Consider the following 19,648-nt stretch of genomic DNA (forward strand, 5'->3'; position numbering starts at 1 on the left):
GCGCATCGGACACACCCCGACGGCGGTCTCCCACCTACCGCTGCCAACTCGCTCCATTTCGATGGTTGGCTGCACACCATGCCGTGCGCACGGCACGTTCGGCAGCGCACCCCCGAAACGGGCAGCGAATGGAGACGGGCCCGCCCGCCCATTCGATGGCTTGCTGCACACAAGACGATTCCTACCGTCTACTGCGCAGCCAGCCCCCGAATCGGGCAAGCGCATCGGACACACCCCGACGGCGGTCTCCCACCTACCGCTGCCAACTCGCTCCATTTCGATGGCTGGCTGCACACCATGCCGTGCGCACGGCACATTCCGCAGCGATCCCCCGAATCGGCCAACGAACGGAGACGGCCCCGCCCACCCATTCGATGGCTTGCTGCGCGCTAGACGCTTCCTCGGTATATATCAAGCTGTTTGTGACAGCGGGGTGGGTTGTTTATGGTTGATGCCGGCCCGGGGAGGGACTCCGGGTGCGGTGGGCCTGCGGCGGTAGCGGTGTGGGTTGCGGGGCGTAGCAGGCATCGAGTGTTGTTTGCCGTTGCCGGCGTGCTTGCTCGACCAGTCAGTAGTGGACGGTGTCTGGGGTGTAGTAGTTCAGGCCGCTGTGGCGGTGGTTGGTGTTGTAGTCCGTGAAGAACGCCGCCATGTAGTCGCGTGCGTGCTGGAGGTCCTGGAAGCGTTGTGGAAAGTCCAGGCAGTATTTGACGGTCTTGAACAGGGATTCCGAGTAGGGGTTGTCGTCGGAGACCCGTGGCCGGGAGTAGGACAGGGTGATGCCCAGGGCCCTTGCGAGGTCCAGGGTGGTTCCTGCCCGCATGGGGCCGCCGTTGTCGGCGTGGAGCACTGCAGGGCAGCGCTCGTTATCGGCCACCGCGTTCCGGATTAACGTTGCGGCCAGGGCTGCGGATTCGGTGTACTCGACGCGATGGCCGACGACCCTGCGCGAGAATACGTCCATGATTGTGTAGAGCTTGTAGGTGTGTTTTCCGGGGGCCGTGGAGCATCGTGATGTCCCAGCTCCAGAGTTGGTTGGGAGCCGTGGCTTCAAGGACTGGCTTGACCCGGGCGGGGCCGGTTCCGCCGCGTTGGGCGCGGCGGTCTCCGTTTTGTCCATGGCTGGCCACGATCCGGTGGGCTGCGGCGATCGAGAATGAACAGTGGCCTTTATCGAGCATCCGGTAGTAGGCCTGGGTGACTGACAGGTTCCCGTAGTCCTGGGAGTTGAGCAGTTCCATGAACTCCTCGGATTCGGCCGGTGTGATCCGGTTTGGGTAGGCCCGGTCGGCTTGAGGGACACTGATCCCTGCCCGGACCGGCGGGTTCAGGTGCCGGTACCAGGTGGTGCGGTGCAGACCCACTAAAGCGCAGGCCTTCACCGCTGACCAGCCAGCAGCCACGAGCTTCCCGGCGAAGCTCAGGGTGACGTCTTTCCAGGCTTTGACGTCAACCATTCCGGGCGCTGGGGCTCGGGTTCCTTCAGTTCCGGATCCGTTGCCGCTGCGCTCTTGGCCATGGCGTCCAAGAGCGCGGAAGCTTTTCCCAGGATGTCCACCGCGGCCTCGGATCGGGCCAGCTTGGCTTTGAGGACCTCGTTCTCTTTCAGGACCTGTTTGAGCAGTCTCTTATCGTGTTCGCGCAATCGATGATCCTCTCTGCCTTGCTTGCTGCGGGATCTGAGCTCCCCAGTCTCGCGCTGTTGGACCCAGAGGCGAATGGTGTTATCACCGATGCCCACGGCCCGGCAGAACGCAATCCGGGAACCACGCTCGAGGCACTTGTCGTACTCATCCAGAATCGCGTGCTTTTGATCGAGAGTGAAGTGGCTCCGCTTCGTACGACGGGGAGGAACAATAAAATCCATGACGGACCTTTCCCTGCCGCGTGTATCACCTGGTGGGAACAGCAAACCTGTCACACAACAGCCTGACACACACGGTCCTACCGTCTAATGCGCAGCCATCCCCCGAATCGGGCGCAACACCGCGGCACAGCCCGACGGCGGCCCCCAGCTACCGCTGCCGGGCCACCCAGCGCACGGACAACGTAACGCACACACAGAACGCGAGCACCGAACCCAGGAGCACCAGCAGCGGCACAGTCCAGCCGCTGGACACAGCGTGGACGTAGCCGATGACCGTTGGCGCCAAGGCTGCAACCAAATAGCCCACACCCTGCACAACTGCGGACATTTTCCCCGCGGCCGCTTGGGAGTGCGCGAACTTGATGATGGCGATGAACACGACCGTGATGCCGCCACCCTGCGCAACGCCGCCCATCGAAGACCACATCCACCACAAACCGGGTGCCAGCAGCAAGCCCACGGGAACCGTTAGCCATAACGCACTCAAGGTGACGGCCACCGTCGTCGTACTCGCAAAGCGGGCCAAGAGCGGTACTCCCAGCCCGCCCACGATCGCGAAGATCTGGAACAGTGATGACCCGGCGCCGGCCTCGGCGGCGCCCATCCCGAGCTCGTCGGACAGGAAGGTCGGCAGCCACGCCGTGATGCCGTAGTACGAGAACGCCTGGCCCGCGAAGCCAATCGTCAGGCCCACGGTGAGCCAGCCCACTCCAGCAACCGCAGCGGATGCAGAACGGTCGGGCGCAGGAACCGCAGCCGGAACCAGCGCGCGCCGGAATCCAACAGTCGGTATCCAGAACAGGATGGCTGCCAACGCCAGAAGGGCGCTCGCGGCCAAGGAAAGCCGCCAGCCCATCCATTCAGCGAGCGGCGCAGTAGCCACGGATGTAAGGAACGATCCGATATTCAAGGCGGCCGTGTAGACGCCCATCGCGGTAGCTTGGCGCCGTGGAGCAAAGTCCCTGCGAATGATGAGCGGCACGGCGATATTGCCGATGGTAATAGCCACCCCGATGATGACCGTCCCCACCATCACCGGCACGCCACCGCCGCTGGACCGGATCACGACGCCGGCCAGTACGCCAAGCAGCGTGAGCATCACCGCGAATTCGGCACCGAGCCGCCGGCCAGCCAAGGAGGCCAACGGCGAGGCCAGCGAAAAACAGAGCACAGGGATGCCAGTCAACAGGCCGAGTTCAACAGGTGAGAATCCCAGGTCGGCCTGCAGGGAACCCACCACGGGGGCCACTGCTACGAACGGCCCTCGCATGTTGAGCGCGATCAGGCCAATGCAGGCGAGGATCAACCAACCCCGGGGAACTTTCGCGAGGAACTGGCTCATGGGGTGTGCTGGAAGGTGGCGGGAAACGTTTTCATCACTTTCATTGCTATCACGCCATCACCGGCCATCCCGTCACAAAAGGCGCCTATCCCGCTGCTTGGAGCGTGGCTTCAATCACTGCCGGCGACAGCACATACTGCGTCACCATCTGACTGGCGCCCAGGATTGCGGCGCGATCACCGGCCATGGAAATACCGATCCGCAGGTGCGTCGTGGCCAACGGCAGCGAACGCCGGTACACAACCTCGCGAATGCCGGCAACGAGGTGTTCGCCAGCCTCTCCCACGCTGCCGCCGATGATGATCATGGACGGATTGAGCAGGTTGACCACCGTGGCCAGCACATCGCCGACGTCCCGTCCCGCCTGCCGGAGAGCCTGGATGGCCTGCAAATTTCCTTCGCCCACCAGACGTAGAACGTCAGCGCCCGTGGCGGCTTCGAGACCTTGAGCCTTGAGTTGACGTGCGACGGCGGGACCTGAGGCGAGCGCTTCGAGGCACCCGTAGTTGCCGCAGCGGCAAAGGACGTCGTCGCCACGGGGCACCCGGACGTGGCCGAGGTCCCCCGCAGTGCCATTGGCGCCGCGCTGTAGCTGTCCACTGCTTATGATGCCTGCGCCGATGCCAGTGGCCACTTTGATGAACAGGAAATTCTCGTGGTCGGGCCAGTATGCGGTACGTTCGCCGAGCGCCATGATGTTGACGTCGTTGTCCACCAGCACGGGAACTGGCAGCGAGCGCTGGACGTAAGGGACGACGTCGAATCCATCCCAGCCGGGCATGATGGGCGGCTTGACCGGCCGTCCGGTCGCGTGTTCCACGGGGCCGGGCAGTCCGATGCCAATGCCGGCGAGGTCGCCAAGTTCGCGCCCGGCTTCCGTCAGCAGCTCACGTCCGGCGTTGATGACCTGGCCAAGCACGACGTCGGGGCCCTCGGCGACTTCCTGCGTGAGCCTGCGTTCGGCGAGGACGCTTCCACCGAGGTCGGTGACGGCAACAATCACGTGGGTCGCTCCGACGTCGACGGCCAGGACCACGCGCGCGGCGGGGTTGAAGGCAAAGCGCGACGGCGGCCTGCCGCCACTGGATGTGGCCTCCCCGGCAGGCCCTACGAGGCCGGATCCGATCAGGGCGTCGATGCGGGAAGCGACGGTGGAGCGGGCGAGTCCTGTGGTGAGGGCAAGTTCAGCACGAGTCCGGGCTTGGCCGTCCCGGAGGAGCTGGAAGAGGTCCCCGGCACGTGAAAGGTTACCGGCGTCCTGCGCGGGGGCGTCTTTTCCGCCGTGGTGTCCGGGTGCTGAGGTCATGCCATTAGTGAAGCACGATTGCTTATGCGTGTCATGCAGCAGAAGTTTGTCGGCCATATTTCAACTTTTGCTTGACGCTCGGCAAAAGTCCCCCTAGGTTGTGAGGAGCAGCACATCACCCCCTTGGATGTCGTAAATCAACGGCATCAATTTGCCTCCACCCACAACGACGAGGAGAGACAGTGTCATATTCGATCCAGCTCTACACGGTCCGAAAGGCCCTTGAAGAGGATCTGGCGGGAACCATCCAGCGCTTGGCCGAGATCGGCTTCACCATGGTTGAGCCATACCGTTTCGTTGCCAAGGCCGAAGAACTCAAGCAGGCATTGACGGAGAACAACCTCACCGCTCCGTCCGGCCACGCTCCTTTGCTCAGCGATGACCAGGACGCAATCTTTGCTGCTGCAAAGCACTTGGGCATCGGAACTGTTATTGACCCGCATGTCCCGATCGAGCGCTGGAACACGATCGAAGACATCAAAGCAACCGCGGAACAGCTCAACGCGGCTGCCGCCAAGGGATCCGAATACGGTGTCCGCGTCGGTTATCACAACCACTGGTGGGAAGTTGAGTCCGTCATTGACGGCAAAACGGCAATCGAACACTTGGCCGACCACCTCAACCCCGAGGTCGTCCTTGAATTGGACACGTACTGGGCTGCAGTCGGTGGTCAGAATCCCGCCGAACTCCTGGCCCGGCTTGGTGATCGGGTCAAGTTCATCCACATCAAGGACGGTCCCGTAACCCCCGATCCGTCGAGCCAGCTCGCCGTTGGTGCTGGCCAGATGCCTATTTGGGACGTACTGAACGCTGCCGGATCACTTGAAGCAGCGGTCGTGGAACTGGACGACTTCCAAGGCGACATGTTCGACGCCGTGGAAGACAGCTACAACTACCTCAGCGCCGGGAAGGTGTCCGCATGAGCCACGCAGCAGGAGCGGCCTTTGGTTCTCTGATGTCAACCCCCTTAGGTTCAGGTCCCGTGGGCGTGGGCATCATCGGCGCAGGTGTCATCAGCAAGCAGTACCTCGACAACCTCACAAGCTTCCCCGATGTTCGCGTTGTGGCGATCGGTGACTTGTTCGAAGAGGCCGCAGCCACCCGCGCCAGCGAGTACGGCATCCCCGTACACGGTGGCATCGATGCTGTCCTCGGCCACCCGGAGGTGGAGATTGTCATCAACCTGACCATCCCCGCCGCTCACGTGGAAGTTGCCACGCAGGCTGTCAACGCAGGCAAGCACGTTTGGAGCGAAAAGCCCTTCTCCTTGGACCGCGAAAGTGGCTTGGGCCTGCTGAAGGCCGCGGACGCAGCCGGCGTCAGGCTCGGTTGCGCACCGGACACGTTCCTCGGCGCCGGCCTCCAAACTGCCCGCCGGATGATCGAACGCGGTGACATTGGCACTCCCCTGACTGCGCTGACCTTGATGCAGTCCCCGGGCCCGGAATCCTGGCACCCGAATCCTGCTTTCCTCTTCCAGGACGGCGCCGGCCCTCTGTTCGACATCGGCCCCTACTACCTGACCACGCTCGTGCAGACCTTTGGCAGCATCCGCAAGGTAGGCGCTTTCGGTTCCAAGTCCCGCGAAACACGCGTGATCGGCTCGGGTCCCAAGGCCGGCGAGACGTTCGACGTCACAGTCCCTACGCACGTCAGCTCCATCCTGGAGTTCGAGAACGGTGAGTCTGCCCAGAGCATCTTCAGCTTCGATTCCCCGCTCAAGCGCGCAGGGTTCGTGGAGATCACGGGTTCCGAGGCCACCATCGCTTTGCCGGACCCGAACAACTTCGACGGCGACATCAGGATTTGCGCGCTCGGTTCCGACGATTGGACAACCGTCCCTTCAATTGGCTCAACTGCCAGCCGTGGCGCGGGCGTCCTGGAAATGGCCCGCGCCATCCGTGAGGGCCGGCCGCACCGCGCCCAAGGTGAACTTGCGTTCCACATCCTGGACACCATGGCCTCCATCGCAGAGTCAATCGACAACCGGGCCTTCGTGGATGTGGAAAGTTCCGCAGCACAGGTCCCTGCGCTGCCCGAGGATTGGGATCCCACGGCAGCAACGCTTTCAGCCTAGTTTCAGCCAGCACCAGCTCGACGACGAGAAAACCGGAGCATCATGAAGAATCCCCTGAAAGTCCTTTCGGCGGTTGCCGCGACGGCAGCCTTGGCACTGGGTCTCAGCGCCTGCGGTGGCGGTAGCACCCCACAGGCAAGCAGCGACACCATCACCTACTGGGCATCGGACCAAGGCAACAGCCTGGACGACACCGCAGCCAAGCTGAAGCCCACGCTCGACCGTTTTACGGAAAAGACGGGAGTAAAGGTACAGCTGGAAGTCATCAGCTGGACTGACCTCTACAACCGCATTCTCACTGCCGTCACCAGTGGCGACGGCCCCGACGTCCTCAACATCGGAAACACGTGGGCTGTGACCCTTCAGGAGACGGGCGCCTTTGAACCCGTGGAAGGTGAACTTCTGGAGGCCGTTGGCGGCAAGGACCGCTTCCTGAAGACCAGCTGGTCAACCGGTGGCGCGGAAGGCAAGACCCCCACGTCTGTGCCGCTCTACGGCTTGGCCTACAACATGTATTACAACACCAAGCTGTTCAAGGAAGCCGGCATCGAGAAGGCCCCCACGACGTGGGACGAGTTTGTAGCCGATGCCAAGAAGCTCACCAAGGACACCAACGGTGACGGCAAACCTGATCAGTGGGGCTTCACCGCAGCCGGGGCATCCGTTTCCGCCAACTCGCACCAAGCGTTCGTTCGTGGCCTGCAAAACGGCGGCACCTTGTTCGACGGTGACGGAAAGCCCACCTTCGACAGCGATCCCCAGGTAGAGGGAGTCAAGCAGTTCGTGGACTTGATGGCCACGGACAAGGTGATGTCGCCGTCGGACGCTGAACTGAGCCAAGGCAGCCAAAAGGTGGACAACCTCATCAACGGCAAGGCCGCCATGATGTTCGACCAGAGCCCGCTGAAGAACTTTGCGGCGCGCGACTTCAAGGACTGGGGCGTAGCCCCGATCCCCATGATGACCGCCGGAGCTACCGGTGAGCGTGGCACACAGAGCCACGTGGCCGGTATCAACCTCAGCGTCTTCAAGAACAGCGGCAACAAGGCAAACGCCATCAAGCTTGCCGCGTTCCTGACCAGCGACGAAGAGCAGATTGCCCTGAACAAGGCCTATTCCTCGCTGCCGGTAGTCACTGCGGCGTCGAGCGATGCAGCCTTCCAGACTGAAGAAGTCAAGGCCAAGAACGACGCCCTGGCCAACCACTCCCTGCCCATGCCGCTGATCGCGAAAGAGGGTCAGATGGAGACCCTCACCGGCACGGCAATCAAGAACCTCTTTGCCAAGGCGGCAACGGGAACTGTTTCCGAAGACGACATCCGGGCGGCCCTCAAGGACGCCAACAACCAGATGGCCGCGGCCCAGTAACCAAGCCTCATGAGCGGGGACGCCACCACAACGTGGGCGTCCCCGCTCCGGCAAAGGAGTTTCCATGTCCCATTCAGCATTGGACAGCGGCCCGGCCGCTGCAGGCAGCCCCGCTGCCATTGATCCCGAGCCCGGCCAACCACGGGCCGCAAGCACACCGCCGGTACGTAAACGGCGTCGCTCATTCCTCCCCTACGGCTTGATCCTTCCGGCCGCGATCCTTGAGCTCCTGATCCACATCGGACCGATGCTCCTTGGCATCTGGATCGCGTTCATCTCCCTGACGCAGCTCAACCTCACCAACTGGCTCAACGCACCGTTCGTTGGGCTCCAGAACTTCATCAACGGCCTCAACCCGGACAGCACCATCGGTCAGGCCTTCTTCAGCACGGTTGGCCGCACGCTGGGGTACACCATCCTGGTGGTCGGCTTCTCCTGGGTGCTCGGCATGGCAGGCGCGGTTTTCCTCTCCTCCAACTTCAAGGGACGCGCTCTTCTTCGCACGTTCTTCCTGGTCCCCTACGCACTCCCGGCCTACGTGGGAACCATTGCCTGGGCCTTCATGTTCAACCAGCGCGACGGCGCAGTGAACCAAATCCTCGTGGACACCCTCCACCTCTTCGGCGACGAACGCCCCTTCTGGCTGCTGGGCCAGAACTCCTTCGGAGCCATGGTGATTGTGAACGTGTGGCAGTTGTGGCCCTTCGCGTTCCTCATGCTGATGGCGGCCCTGCAGAACGTTCCCACTGACGTCTATGAGGCAGCGGCCATTGACGGCGCCACACTCTGGCAGCAGTTCCGGCGCATCACGTTGCCCATGGTCCGCCCGGCCAACGGTGTGCTGCTCATGGTGATGTCGCTGTGGACCTTCAACCAGTTCAACGTCCCCTTTGTCCTGTTTGGAGCCACGTCTCCCAAGGAAGCCACCCTTATTTCCCCTTTGATCTACCAAAACTCCTTCGGCAGTTGGAACTTCGGTCTGGGCGGCGCGATGAGCGTGCTCCTGCTGATCGCCTTGTTCATTGCCTCCGCTTTCTACATCCGCATGGTGCTGCCCAAGGGAGCCGACAATGATTGAGACACGCAACTTCCGGATCCTCAGGAACATAGTCCTGACCATCCTGTCCCTCTGGGTGGCGGTCCCGCTCTTCGTCGTGGTTTCCACATCGCTGAAACCCCTCAAGGACGTCTCCGGACTCTTCCAGTGGATTCCCCGCGAAATCACGGCATCACCATATCTGGACATCTGGACCACGGTTCCGCTGGCCAAGTACTTCCAGAACAGCCTCATCATCACCGTCTGCGCAACAGCGTGCTCAGTGACAGTCGCCGTCCTTGCCGCCTACGCCATTGCGCGCTTGCAGTTCAAAGGAAAGCGCGCTTTCAGCCTGACTGTCCTCTCTACCCAGATGTTCCCTGGCATCCTGTTCCTCCTGCCGCTGTACCTGATCTTCACGCAGATCCGCAACATGACCGGCTTGCAGCTGCAGGGCTCCTACCTCGGGCTGATCATCACGTACATGACGTTCACTCTGCCTTTCGCCATCTGGATGCTGAGCGGCTACTTTGCCTCGATTCCCAAGGAACTGGAAGAGGCCTCGATGATCGATGGCACTGGCAGGATGGGAGCACTGTTCCGTGTGATCCTCCCTGTTGCCAAGCCGGGCATCATCGCGGTGGCCGTGTATTCGTTCATCTCCGCGTGGGGCGAGGTTTTGTTCGCATCCGTGCTGACCAACGAATCCACAAAAACACTGTCCCTGGGGCTCAAGGCCTACGCCAGCGAGTCGGATGTTTTCTGGAACCAACTCATGGCTGCTTCGGTTGTGGTCAGCCTGCCCGTTTTGATCGGCTTCATCCTGGTGCAAAAACACTTGGTGGCAGGGCTGTCGTCAGGAGCAGTTAAGTAGGTTCACTGTTAAGTGGAAGCAACACCCAAGTACGAGCAACACCGTTATCCGGACGATCACCGAGAAGGCATCCATGTCGTATTCACTTCAGCTCTACACCGTTCGCAACGCCATCCAGGAAGACCTGCCTGGGACCATCAAGAAGGTTGCCGAGATCGGCTTCACGCAGGTTGAGCCGTACAACTTCGTGGCCACCGCCAAGGAACTCGGCGCCGCTTTAAAGGAGAACGGCCTTACCGCTCCTTCCGGGCACGCACCGCTTTTGAGCCAGGACCAGGACGAGATTTTCGCTGCGGCCAAGGAACTGGGCATCACCACTGTGATTGATCCCTTCCTTCCGGCCGAGCACTGGCAGGACGCCGAAACCATCCAAGACACGGCCGAAGCGCTGAACGCGGCAGCGAAGAAGGGCGCTGAGTACGGCATCCGCGTCGGCTACCACAACCACGCCTGGGAGCTGGAGTCCACCATCGAAGGCCAGACCGCCTTGGAGTACTTTGAGGGACTGCTGGATCCGGAACTCGTCCTTGAGGTGGACACGTACTGGGTTGCCGTGGGGGGTCAAGACCCCGTGGAACTCCTGACCCGCCTGGGTGAAAGAGTGAAACTCATCCACATCAAGGACGGACCGGCCACCACGGATACCAAGGCCCAACAGCCCGCCGGCCAGGGAAGCATCCCGGTCCTGGACATCATCGCCGCAGCCCAGTCCCTGGAAGTTGGCGTGGTGGAGTTCGACGACTACTCCGGCGATATTTTTGAGGGCATCACCGAGAGCCTGAGGTATTTGACGGCTGCGGCAAGCGTTCAGGCGGCCGAAGGAACTATTTCCGAGGAGGCAGGGGCATGAGTTTCACACCTTCAACCCGCAAGGGTCCCGTTGGCATCGCGGTCATCGGTGCGGGCAATATCAGCAAGCAGTATCTGGATAACATCACCACGTTCCCGGACGTGAAGGTCCTCGTGATCGCAGACCTCTTCGTCGAGGCCGCCGAGGCGCGGGCCAAGGAATACGGGATCCCCGAATTCGGTGCGCCCGAGCTGGCACTGAACCATCCCGACGTCGAGATCATCGTGAACCTGACCATCCCGGCGGCGCACGTCGAGGTTGCCACGGCCGCGGTCAAGGCCGGCAAGCACGTCTGGACGGAGAAGCCGTTCTCCCTGGACCGTGAGTCCGGGCTTGGCTTGTTGAAGGTAGCCGACGCTGCTGGGATGCGGCTTGGTACCGCGCCTGATACGTTCCTGGGCGCCGGGCTACAGACCGCCCGTAGGATCATCGAGCGCGGGGACATCGGCACCCCGTTGACGGGAATGACCACGTTCCAGACGCCAGGCCCGGAATCCTGGCACCCGAACCCGGCGTTCTTGTTCCAGCACGGCGCAGGCCCGTTGTTCGACATGGGCCCGTACTACCTCACAGCCCTCATCCAGACTTTCGGCTCGGTCCGTAAGGTGGCCGCCGTCGGCTCCTCCGCCAAGGCGACCCGGATCATTGGTTCCGGTCCAAAGGCCGGGGAGGAATTCGCCGTCGAGGTCCCTACACACGTCTCCGCGATGGCACAGTTCGAAAGCGGCGCGTCGTCGCACAGCGTGTTCTCCTTCGAGTCCCCGCGCCTGCGGATGGGCTTCGTGGAAATCACCGGCTCCGAGGCCACGCTCTCGCTGCCTGACCCGAACTATTTCGACGGCGACCTCAAGCTCTGGCGCCCCGGGGCGGAAGAACCCGAGATCATCCCGGCCACCGGACCGGCCAACGGCCGCGGTCTGGGCGTGCTGGACATGGCCCGTGCCCTGCGCTCAGGCGCCCCGCACCGCGCCACCGGCGAACTGGCCTATCACGTACTGGACACGATGGTCTCGATTTCCGAATCCGTGGAATCGGGCTCCTTCGTAGACGTCACCAGCAACGCGCCCACCTCCGAACCAGTCCCGGAGGACTGGGCGCCGGAAACCGCAACACTCCAGGCAACCGCAACTCCGTAAGTAACGAGGAACCACACCATGAGCACCCCCGCCCACACTGACCAGAGCCAGGGCAACCAGCAACCTACCCGCACCTTGGGGGTCGCCGCGATCGGCTATGCCTTCATGGGTAAAGCCCACTCGAACGCGTGGCGGAATGTGGCCAGCTTCTTCGACGTCCCGGCCTTCGAGCAAAAGGTGCTCGTCGGCCGGGACGCGGATGCCGTCGCGGAAGCCGCGGCAAAGTACGGTTGGACCGAGTCCGCCACCGACTGGCGGTCCGTCATTGAGCGGGACGACGTCCACATTGTCGATATCTGCGCCCCAGGCTGGATGCACGCCGAAATCGCCATCGCCGCCCTCCAGGCCGGCAAACACGTCCTGGTGGAAAAGCCGCTGGCGAACACGATCGCCGAGGCAGAAGCCATGACCACTGCCGCCGCGGCCGCCCGCGCGAAGGGCGTGCAGTCGATGATCGGCTTCAACTACCGCCGCGTCCCAGCCCTGGCCCTTGCACGCGAACTCATCGCCGAAGGCCGCCTCGGCACCGTCCGCCACGTCCGGGCCGCTTACCTGCAGGACTGGCTCTCCGACGCCGAATCCCCCATGACCTGGCGGCTCCGCAAGGAAACCGCCGGCTCCGGAGCGCTGGGCGACATCGCCTCGCACGCCATCGACCAAGTCCTGTTCCTCCTGGGTGATGCCGTCACCGAGGTCACGGGCCGCCTCCACACTTTCGTGACTCGCCGCCCCGGGGCGAATGGCCCCGAAGATGTCACGGTCGACGACGCCGCCTGGGCCACGCTCACCCTCGCCTCCGGAGCAATCGCCTCGGTGGAAGTCAGCCGGGTAGCGACCGGCCAGAAGAACTCCCTCAAGCTTGAGATATACGGCGACAAGGGCACCATCCTGTTCGACCTCGAAGCGCTGAACGAGCTCGGATTCCTGGACGCCACCGCACCAGTCCGCGAACAGGGCTTCCGCCGGATCCTCGTCAACGAACCCGAGCACCCCTACCTCGAAGCGTGGTGGCCGCAGGGTCACATCATCGGCTGGGAACACACCTTCACGCACCAGATCCGGGACTTTCTGCTGGCCATTCGGGACGGCAGCCAGCCCTCGCCGTCGTTCGAAGAAGGCCTGAACGTCCAGCATGTGCTCGCTGCCATCGAAGAATCCGCGGCGGCCAAAAGCTCACTGATCCAGCTTCACACCACCTCCCTAAACACCACCACCACTGAAGGAGCCTGACATGCCCCGCCCGTACACCCTGTTCACCGGCCAGTGGGCCGACCTCCCCTTCGAGGAAGTCGCGCGCCTCGCCTCGGGCTGGGGCTACGACGGCCTGGAAATCGCCGTCTCCGGAGACCACCTGGACGCCTGGCGCTGGGACGAACCCGGCTACGTCGAATCCAAACTCGCCGTCCTTGAAAAGTACAACCTGAAGGTCTGGGCCATCTCCAACCACCTCAAAGGCCAGGCCGTGTGCGATGACCCCATCGACTTCCGCCACGAAGCAATCGTCGGGTCCAAAGTCTGGGGTGACGGGGAGCCCGAAGGCGTCCGTCAACGCGCCGCCGAAGAAATGAAACACACCGCCCGGCTCGCCCGCGCATTGGGGGTCGACACCGTGGTGGGGTTCACCGGCTCCTCCATCTGGCAGTACGTCGCCATGTTCCCGCCCGTCCCCGAAAAAGTCATCGACGCTGGCTACCAGGACTTCGCCGACCGGTGGAACCCCATCCTGGACGTCTTCGACGAATGCGGGGTCCGCTTCGCCCACGAAGTCCACCCCTCCGAGATCGCCTACGACTACTGGACCACCGTGCGGACCCTCGAAGCGATCGGCCACCGGCCCGCGTTCGGCCTGAACTGGGACCCCTCCCACTTCATGTGGCAAGGCATCGACCCCGTGTCTTTCATCTGGGACTTCAAGGACCGGATCTACCACGTGGACTGCAAGGACACCAAGCTCCGCCCCACCGGCCGCAACACCGTCCTGGGTTCCCACCTGCCCTGGGGCGACCCGCGCCGCGGCTGGGACTTCGTCTCCGCCGGACGAGGCGACGTGCCCTGGGAATCCTCCTTCCGGGCACTGGCCGCGATCGGCTACAACGGCCCCATCAGCATCGAATGGGAAGACGCCGGAATGGATCGCCTCCACGGCGCCCCCGAAGCCCTCGCCGCCCTGAAGAAATACGACTTCCCCGCCTCCCAAACCAGCTTCGACGCCGCCTTCAGCAGCAAGGACTAGTTCAGCAGCAAGGACCAGGAAAGGACCGACGTGATCCGCACCCTTCAATCCGGCCAGCGCTGCGAGGTGTGGATCGCGTCGGTCAGTGGGGAGTCGGCACTGCTCTACACCACCGATGACCTTCTTCTCGAAGCGCCCAACTGGACCCTGGAGGGAAGCTCACTCATCCTCAACGGGGATGGCAAGCTATGGCGTTTCGATCTCGACGCAGGCTCTCTGGAACCTATCTCCCTCACTGGGGTCCCGGACCTGAACAACGACCACGTCCTGGCACCTGACGGCCAGGGCATCTTCGTCTCCGCGAACGACGGCCACATCTACCGTGCTTTACTGAGCGGCGGACCGGTCACGCGCATCACCGACGACGACGGCTCCTTCCATTTCCTCCACGGCGTCAGCCCGGACGGCAAGGAGCTGGCGTATGTGGGGATCGAAGCGGGAGACTTCACGCAGCCAGGTCGCCTGATGACCATAGCGTCCGACGGCGGCGCCAGCGCCAGCGTGGATGTCGGCCGCTTTGATGTGGGCCCAGGCCACTGCGACGGGCCGGAATACTCGCCCGATGGGGAATGGCTTTACCTGAACACGGAGTCCTTTTCGACCACACAGGGTCACGCCCAGCTCGCCCGGGTTCGCGTGGACGGCACTGGCCTCGAACGGCTCCTCGAATCCGAAACAGTCGACTGGTTCCCGCATCTCTCCCCCGATGGCAGGTACGCCAGCTACATTCGGTTCCCCAGCGGAACCGCAGGACACCCCGCGGACCTGCGGGTCGCCGTCGTGCTTGTTTCTACAGACGACTGGGCCACGCCGCTGCATACATGGCCACTTTTCGGTGGCCAAGGTAGCCTCAACGTCAACAGCTGGTCGCCGGACTCCCGGCGTTTTGCGTATGTGGCCTACCCGCTTTCTGACTCGACGAAGGACTAAGCACGTGACCCTCAGCAATGGCACCTCCGACGGAACAATCCGCTGGGGCATCCTCGGCACAGGATTTATTGCCGGACTCCAGACGCAGGACCTGAAAGAGAACGGCTTTACCGTGCAGGCTGTGGGCTCGCGCTCATTGGAGTCCAGCAAAGCATTCGCTGAGCTGCATGGAGTGATGACCGCCCACGACAGCTACGAGGACTTGGTGGCAGACCCGCTGGTTGACGTGGTCTACATCGCTACGCCGCACCCCTTCCATCATGCCAACGCACTCTTGGCCCTGAATGCCGGAAAGCACGTGCTGGTGGAGAAGGCCTTCACAATGAACGCCCGCGAAGCCCAAGAGATCGTGGATCTGGCCGAGTCAAAAGGGCTTGTGGCCCTGGAAGCCATGTGGACGCGCTTCCTCCCGCACATGGTGCGCATCCGCGCACTCATCCAGGAAGGCACCATCGGCGAGGTCCGGAAGGTGGTTGCCAGCCACAACCAGAGCCTTCCCAAGGACCCTGCCCACCGGCTCAACGATCCCGCCCTGGGCGGTGGAGCGTTGCTGGACCTGGGCATCTACCCGATCTCCTTTGCCTTCGACATCCTTGGTACGCCTGCCGTAATCCGGGCAAGCGCCTCCATGTCGGCCACGGGCGTGGACAGGCAAACGGCGGCGATCTTCGAGTACGCCGACGGGCAACAGGCCATTGTGGACTGTGAGCTCGACGCCGCCAGCGCCAACCGCGCCATGGTGATCGGTACAGAGGGCTACATTGACATCGAACACACCTGGTACAACCAAGTGCCCTTCACCGTTTTCCGCGTTGATGGCGAGGTGGTGGAGCGTTTCGAGCAGCCCGTGAAGAGCCGGGGAATGCAGTACCAGGCGGCCGAGCTGGAACGCCTGATCCGCGCCGGTGAGACCGCTGGCACCATCCTGCCGCCGAGCGAAAGCGTGGCCATCATGGCGGCCATGGATGAAATCCGCCGCCAGATCGGGCTGTCGTACGCGGCGGATGCTGTTGTTTCAGAAGAAGGTGCAACGAAATGACTGAATCTGCCCGCCTTGTGGAACTCCGCCAGCAAGAGGAAGAACTCGTCTTCGCAAGCTTTGACCACCACGACGCTTGGCGCCTGGGTTCGCTCATCGCCAACCACGCGATCGCTTCCGGTTATGGCGTTGCCATCGACATCCGCCGGCACAACCTTGTGCTCTTCCGCTGCGTCCTGCCTGGAGCCACGGCCGACCAAGAGGAGTGGATCCGCCGCAAGTCTGCCTCGGTGCTGCGTTTTGAACACAGCACAGCCTTGTTAACTGAGCAGTTCTCCGCCCGCACCCACAGCCCCCTGGGAGGCGGCTGGCTTGCGCATGAGGATTACACCCTCGCTGGTGGCTCGTTCCCGATCCGGGTGCGGGGTGCGGGTGTTATTGGTGCCGTTACTGTGGCTGGCTTGAGCTCTGATGAGGACCACCAAATGGTGGTTGATGGGATCCGGAATTATCTGAAGACGGTGGCGGGGTGATGTCAGCCGATGATCCAGAGTCCGTGCAGGAAACCCTCCACTGGCTATCCCAGCCCGGCATTCGCGAAGACCTTGCCCAGGCACGGCGCGACATCGCCGACGGCAATACCATCAGCGGCGACGATCTTCGCCGTGAATTCGAGTTGCCTATGAGAAAGTCTTACAAGATTTAGGAGACTTTATTGCGTTCTAATAAAGCGCCATAAGATGAATAAATCCCTGGCCGCTCCAAATTTGCACGGCCCAAGAGTGCAGAGACTAGCCCCCTCGCGCCTTCCGGGTTGCGGAGTCGTTGGCTTTCTGCAGCGCCGTGACGAGTTCATCCTTGCTCATTTTCGAACGGCCCTTGATGTCCAGCTCTTGGGCGCGCTGATAGAGATGTTCCTTGGAGGCGTTGGCGTCCACTCCCCCGGCGGTTGGTTTCGTTGATCCAATGCCCTCTTCCGCGTGCGGGTCCGAAGGACCGCGTTCCTCCTTCGCCTCCCAATGGTCGCCAACCTTCTCGTAGCTATGCTTCACCGCGGCAAAGGCGGTGCGGGCCGCCCGGCTCTCATCGTTGTCGTAGGTCTCCATAGCAGAGTCGTAGGTCTTGGCGAAAGTGTCCTGGGCCTTCTGCTCAGAACGCTGCAGCGTCGATGGGAGTTCGTCTTTACGGGCATGATCGTTCTTGCCGGTCTTAGGCATAATACTCACGCTCCTTTGTCAGAAAGCCTGATCATGGACGTGCACCCAGTTTATCAATTGACCCTTGGGGCAAGACGGACGGGCACCCCGTCACAAGCGGCTCACCGCCCCTTCAGCACATACCTTCTCTCAGGACGCCCGACGCCGTATTTGAGCCTCACTTCCAGCGCACCTTCATCGTGGAGGTACTCAAGGTAACGGCGGGCACTCACCCGGGAGGTCCCCAATTGCTCGGCAACTTCGGCGGCGGAGACGTCGCCGGGGGCCGATTTCAGTGCGGTCTCCACGAGTTCCAGTGTCTCCACGCTGCATCCCTTGGGCAGCGTACGTTGAGCAGAGTCCAGCCCGAATACCCGGTTGACATCCGATTGCTCGGCCACGTCCTTGGTAGCGTCCAGCCCTTGGTAAGCATTCAAATAGTGCTGCAATCGCTCCTGAAGATCAGACTGCGAAAACGGCTTGATCAGGTAGTGCACAATACCCCCGCGCAGTGCTTTGCGCACCGTCTCGGTTTCCCGGGCCGCGCTGATCACCAACACGTCAAGGTCCGGGGCAACGTCCCGGAGCTGATGCATCAGGTCCAGGCCGTTGACGTCCGGGAGGTGGATATCCAGCAGCACAAGGTCCGGCTGCAACCGCTGCGTCTCAAGGATGGCCTGCGCGCCAGTGTGCGCTACCCCCACGACGCCGAACCCGGGCGTCCGTTGGATGAAACCGGCGTGGACCTTGGCCACCATGAAGTCGTCATCCACAATCAAGACTTTGATCATGATTACACTGCCCCTTTATTGAATTGTGCGGTGAAAACTGCCCCGTGGTCGTTGGTTACCGTCAGGTCGCCACCGGACCGACGGCAGATCACCCGTGAGAGCGCCAGGCCGAAGCCGCGGGCGTCGCCGGGCCCCGGCTCCTTAGTGGAAAAGCCCTGACGGAAAATGTCCTCTGCGGAGTCGGAGGGCACGCCTGGTCCGTTGTCCCGGACGGTGACTGAAACACCGTCCGCTGAGTTGACCACCAACACACTCACCGACGCCCCAACCAGCCCAGTGACGGCGTCGAACGCGTTATCCACCAAGTTGCCCACCACAGTGGTGAGGTCCCGGGACAGTTCATCATCGACGCGCGGAAGCCCGGACTGCGGGTCGAGTTGCAGTTCCACGCCGCGCTCGGTGGCCAAACTGGCTTTGGCTATCAAGAGGGCTGCGAGCGCCGGGTCCTGGATACGGCTGGTCACTTCATCGTTGAGCCGGGTCCGGTCCACGGTGGCGCCGTTGACGAACTGCACCACGGAATCATATTCGCCAATCTGGATCAGGCCGGAAATGACGTGGAGTTGGTTTGCGAATTCGTGGGCTTGGGCACGCAAGGTGTCGGTCACGGTTCGCGTGGCACCGAGTTCACTCTCCAGGGACGACAACTCGGTCCGGTCCCTCAGGGTTGTCACGGAGCCGATGTCGCGCCCATGGGACTTCAGGGCCACCCTGTTCATGACTACCAGCCGGTCCCCCACGAGCACCAGTTGGTCGGGGTCTGACTGTTCCCGGGTTAATCCCACCTTCAGCGCGTGGTCCACATGGAGAGACCCAAGTTTTCGGCCCACACAGTCTGCGGGCAATCCGAGGAGTTGACGGGCGCTCTCATTTGCCACTGTAATCCGCTCGTGCGGGTCCAGCGCCACCACCCCTTCCTTGAGGCCTTGCAGCATCGCTTCACGGTTTTCCACGAGCCCGGTGATCTCCCGGGGCTCCATTCCGAGGGTTTGCCGTTTGACGCGACGGGACAGCAGAAGGGAACCGGCGACGCCCAGGACACTCGCGACGCCAAGGTAGGTGAGGAGGTTGGGGACCACGTCTTCCAGCCGTTCAAGGGCGGACGGATAGTTCCTGCTGATGGAGGCGATGCCGATCATGGTCCCGGAGTCGTCCAGTACCGGCACATGTGCTGAGAGAACTTTCCCTTCGTTGCCGGCAAGGACTCCGGTCCAGGCCCGGCCTTCCTTGACCCTGCTGTCGCCCAGCAGGAGCGGCTTGCCCAGCTGGCTGGGATCCGAGGACGTCACCACCGTGCCATCCAGCTTTGCGAGTGCCACGTGGGAAGATCCGGATACAGTGCGAATGGACTCGGCCACGGCGGGAAGGGATGACCCGTTGCGGGGTTCGGCGGTGGGCAACAGGGCGCGCACAGTGGGGTTGTTGCCCAGGGCCTCTGCCGCGGACAATGCCCGGCGTCCTTCAGTGCGTTCAAAAGCAGCAGCAGATTGGGCCAGGGAGATGGCTACAACAGCGACCAGGACCGCCAGGACGATCAACAACTGCAGCACAAGGTACTGCCCTGCCAAGGACATTCCTCTTCGTCGAGTCACTGTTTGGATCCTTTGGTGATTCCAATATGCAAGGGCCGCTAACAGTTTCAAAAGTAGTCCGCCTTGGCGTA

Annotated in this window: 21 protein-coding genes; 13 read left to right on the plus strand and 8 right to left on the minus strand. The window is 62.5% G+C overall.

Annotated features, from left to right (window positions below; all coding sequences use genetic code 11):
- Positions 1-568: 568 nt before the first annotated feature.
- From AB4Z15_RS11820 to AB4Z15_RS11840, 5 genes are all read right to left on the minus strand, one after another.
- On the minus strand, positions 569-964 hold the full coding sequence (locus AB4Z15_RS11820; RefSeq protein WP_442017422.1) for a transposase: 396 nt from the start codon (positions 962-964) through the stop codon (positions 569-571).
- On the minus strand, positions 867-1,457 hold the full coding sequence (locus AB4Z15_RS11825) for a hypothetical protein (protein ID WP_442017451.1): 591 nt from the start codon (positions 1,455-1,457) through the stop codon (positions 867-869). Before AB4Z15_RS11825 ends, AB4Z15_RS11820 begins: the two co-directional genes overlap by 98 nt.
- Positions 1,421-1,867 carry a hypothetical protein gene (locus tag AB4Z15_RS11830; RefSeq protein WP_442017423.1) on the minus strand — a complete coding sequence of 149 codons (447 nt, stop codon included), beginning with the start codon at positions 1,865-1,867 and terminating at the stop codon, positions 1,421-1,423. Before AB4Z15_RS11830 ends, AB4Z15_RS11825 begins: the two co-directional genes overlap by 37 nt.
- A 148-nt stretch (positions 1,868-2,015) precedes the next feature.
- A complete protein-coding gene (locus AB4Z15_RS11835) occupies positions 2,016-3,209 on the minus strand; it encodes an MFS transporter (RefSeq protein WP_442017424.1) in 1,194 nt (397 codons plus the stop codon).
- Positions 3,210-3,294: 85 nt separating this feature from the next.
- A complete protein-coding gene (locus AB4Z15_RS11840; protein WP_442006887.1) occupies positions 3,295-4,515 on the minus strand; it encodes an ROK family protein in 1,221 nt (406 codons plus the stop codon).
- 182 nt (positions 4,516-4,697) lie between these two features.
- On the opposite strand from AB4Z15_RS11840, the gene AB4Z15_RS11845 reads away from it, so the two are divergent.
- From AB4Z15_RS11845 to AB4Z15_RS11905, 13 genes are all read left to right on the plus strand, one after another.
- Positions 4,698-5,438: a sugar phosphate isomerase/epimerase family protein gene (locus tag AB4Z15_RS11845; RefSeq protein WP_442017425.1), complete on the plus strand. Its 741-nt coding sequence runs from the start codon at positions 4,698-4,700 to the stop codon at positions 5,436-5,438.
- Between the two features lie 32 nt (positions 5,439-5,470).
- Positions 5,471-6,592, plus strand: a complete 1,122-nt coding sequence (locus AB4Z15_RS11850) for a Gfo/Idh/MocA family protein (protein ID WP_442017448.1) — start codon at positions 5,471-5,473, stop codon at positions 6,590-6,592.
- 42 nt (positions 6,593-6,634) lie between these two features.
- A complete protein-coding gene (locus AB4Z15_RS11855; protein ID WP_442017426.1) occupies positions 6,635-7,960 on the plus strand; it encodes an ABC transporter substrate-binding protein in 1,326 nt (441 codons plus the stop codon).
- A 64-nt stretch (positions 7,961-8,024) separates the two neighbouring features.
- Positions 8,025-9,038: a carbohydrate ABC transporter permease gene (locus tag AB4Z15_RS11860; RefSeq protein WP_442017427.1), complete on the plus strand. Its 1,014-nt coding sequence runs from the start codon at positions 8,025-8,027 to the stop codon at positions 9,036-9,038.
- On the plus strand, positions 9,031-9,870 hold the full coding sequence (locus AB4Z15_RS11865) for a carbohydrate ABC transporter permease (protein ID WP_442017428.1): 840 nt from the start codon (positions 9,031-9,033) through the stop codon (positions 9,868-9,870). Before AB4Z15_RS11860 ends, AB4Z15_RS11865 begins: the two co-directional genes overlap by 8 nt.
- Positions 9,871-9,943: 73 nt before the next feature.
- On the plus strand, positions 9,944-10,720 hold the full coding sequence (locus tag AB4Z15_RS11870; protein ID WP_442017429.1) for a sugar phosphate isomerase/epimerase family protein: 777 nt from the start codon (positions 9,944-9,946) through the stop codon (positions 10,718-10,720).
- Positions 10,717-11,856 carry a Gfo/Idh/MocA family protein gene (locus AB4Z15_RS11875; protein WP_442017430.1) on the plus strand — a complete coding sequence of 380 codons (1,140 nt, stop codon included), beginning with the start codon at positions 10,717-10,719 and terminating at the stop codon, positions 11,854-11,856. Before AB4Z15_RS11870 ends, AB4Z15_RS11875 begins: the two co-directional genes overlap by 4 nt.
- A gap of 18 nt (positions 11,857-11,874) precedes the next feature.
- Positions 11,875-13,086, plus strand: coding sequence for a Gfo/Idh/MocA family protein (locus AB4Z15_RS11880; RefSeq protein WP_442017431.1), 1,212 nt, complete (start codon positions 11,875-11,877; stop codon positions 13,084-13,086).
- Between the two features lies 1 nt (position 13,087).
- The gene (locus tag AB4Z15_RS11885) at positions 13,088-14,089 is read left to right on the plus strand and encodes a sugar phosphate isomerase/epimerase family protein (protein WP_442017432.1); all 1,002 of its coding nucleotides are present in this window, start codon (positions 13,088-13,090) and stop codon (positions 14,087-14,089) included.
- 30 nt (positions 14,090-14,119) lie between these two features.
- Complete coding sequence (locus tag AB4Z15_RS11890; RefSeq protein ID WP_442017433.1) at positions 14,120-15,019, plus strand: TolB family protein; 900 nt, start codon at positions 14,120-14,122, stop codon at positions 15,017-15,019.
- A gap of 4 nt (positions 15,020-15,023) precedes the next feature.
- The gene (locus AB4Z15_RS11895; RefSeq protein ID WP_442017434.1) at positions 15,024-16,058 is read left to right on the plus strand and encodes a Gfo/Idh/MocA family protein; all 1,035 of its coding nucleotides are present in this window, start codon (positions 15,024-15,026) and stop codon (positions 16,056-16,058) included.
- Entirely contained in the window at positions 16,055-16,531 is a 477-nt protein-coding gene (locus AB4Z15_RS11900) for a heme-degrading domain-containing protein (RefSeq protein WP_442017435.1), read from the plus strand. Before AB4Z15_RS11895 ends, AB4Z15_RS11900 begins: the two co-directional genes overlap by 4 nt.
- The gene (locus AB4Z15_RS11905; RefSeq protein WP_442017436.1) at positions 16,531-16,704 is read left to right on the plus strand and encodes a hypothetical protein; all 174 of its coding nucleotides are present in this window, start codon (positions 16,531-16,533) and stop codon (positions 16,702-16,704) included. The genes AB4Z15_RS11900 and AB4Z15_RS11905 overlap by 1 nt, the downstream gene beginning before the upstream one ends.
- Positions 16,705-16,789: 85 nt before the next feature.
- On the opposite strand, the gene AB4Z15_RS11910 is transcribed toward AB4Z15_RS11905, so the two are convergent.
- The 3 genes from AB4Z15_RS11910 to AB4Z15_RS11920 all read right to left on the minus strand — a co-directional run bounded on the left by AB4Z15_RS11910 (position 16,790) and on the right by AB4Z15_RS11920 (position 19,559).
- Positions 16,790-17,215: a ChaB family protein gene (locus AB4Z15_RS11910; protein ID WP_442017449.1), complete on the minus strand. Its 426-nt coding sequence runs from the start codon at positions 17,213-17,215 to the stop codon at positions 16,790-16,792.
- 101 nt (positions 17,216-17,316) lie between these two features.
- Entirely contained in the window at positions 17,317-17,985 is a 669-nt protein-coding gene (locus tag AB4Z15_RS11915; protein ID WP_442017437.1) for a response regulator, read from the minus strand.
- Between the two features lie 2 nt (positions 17,986-17,987).
- Positions 17,988-19,559 (minus strand): sensor histidine kinase, encoded by a 1,572-nt coding sequence (locus AB4Z15_RS11920; protein ID WP_442017450.1) that lies wholly within the window; start codon positions 19,557-19,559, stop codon positions 17,988-17,990.
- Positions 19,560-19,648 lie beyond the last annotated feature (89 nt).

This window comes from Paenarthrobacter sp. 2TAF44 (assembly GCF_052114885.1).
Classification (GTDB): Bacteria; Actinomycetota; Actinomycetes; order Actinomycetales; family Micrococcaceae; genus Arthrobacter.

Bases quoted from the DNA above. Each gene is read 5' to 3' on its own strand.
- AB4Z15_RS11820 (WP_442017422.1), bottom strand. From the start codon at position 964: ATGGACGTATTCTCGCGCAGGGTCGTCGGCCATCGCGTCGAGTACACC.
- AB4Z15_RS11825 (WP_442017451.1), bottom strand. From the start codon at position 1,457: ATGGTTGACGTCAAAGCCTGGAAAGACGTCACCCTGAGCTTCGCCGGG.
- AB4Z15_RS11830 (WP_442017423.1), bottom strand. From the start codon at position 1,867: ATGGATTTTATTGTTCCTCCCCGTCGTACGAAGCGGAGCCACTTCACT.
- AB4Z15_RS11835 (WP_442017424.1), bottom strand. From the start codon at position 3,209: ATGAGCCAGTTCCTCGCGAAAGTTCCCCGGGGTTGGTTGATCCTCGCC.
- AB4Z15_RS11840 (WP_442006887.1), bottom strand. From the start codon at position 4,515: ATGACCTCAGCACCCGGACACCACGGCGGAAAAGACGCCCCCGCGCAG.
- AB4Z15_RS11850 (WP_442017448.1), top strand. From the start codon at position 5,471: ATGTCAACCCCCTTAGGTTCAGGTCCCGTGGGCGTGGGCATCATCGGC.
- AB4Z15_RS11855 (WP_442017426.1), top strand. From the start codon at position 6,635: ATGAAGAATCCCCTGAAAGTCCTTTCGGCGGTTGCCGCGACGGCAGCC.
- AB4Z15_RS11860 (WP_442017427.1), top strand. From the start codon at position 8,025: ATGTCCCATTCAGCATTGGACAGCGGCCCGGCCGCTGCAGGCAGCCCC.
- AB4Z15_RS11865 (WP_442017428.1), top strand. From the start codon at position 9,031: ATGATTGAGACACGCAACTTCCGGATCCTCAGGAACATAGTCCTGACC.
- AB4Z15_RS11870 (WP_442017429.1), top strand. From the start codon at position 9,944: ATGTCGTATTCACTTCAGCTCTACACCGTTCGCAACGCCATCCAGGAA.
- AB4Z15_RS11875 (WP_442017430.1), top strand. From the start codon at position 10,717: ATGAGTTTCACACCTTCAACCCGCAAGGGTCCCGTTGGCATCGCGGTC.
- AB4Z15_RS11880 (WP_442017431.1), top strand. From the start codon at position 11,875: ATGAGCACCCCCGCCCACACTGACCAGAGCCAGGGCAACCAGCAACCT.
- AB4Z15_RS11885 (WP_442017432.1), top strand. From the start codon at position 13,088: ATGCCCCGCCCGTACACCCTGTTCACCGGCCAGTGGGCCGACCTCCCC.
- AB4Z15_RS11900 (WP_442017435.1), top strand. From the start codon at position 16,055: ATGACTGAATCTGCCCGCCTTGTGGAACTCCGCCAGCAAGAGGAAGAA.
- AB4Z15_RS11905 (WP_442017436.1), top strand. From the start codon at position 16,531: ATGTCAGCCGATGATCCAGAGTCCGTGCAGGAAACCCTCCACTGGCTA.
- AB4Z15_RS11910 (WP_442017449.1), bottom strand. From the start codon at position 17,215: ATGCCTAAGACCGGCAAGAACGATCATGCCCGTAAAGACGAACTCCCA.
- AB4Z15_RS11915 (WP_442017437.1), bottom strand. From the start codon at position 17,985: ATGATCAAAGTCTTGATTGTGGATGACGACTTCATGGTGGCCAAGGTC.
- AB4Z15_RS11920 (WP_442017450.1), bottom strand. From the start codon at position 19,559: ATGTCCTTGGCAGGGCAGTACCTTGTGCTGCAGTTGTTGATCGTCCTG.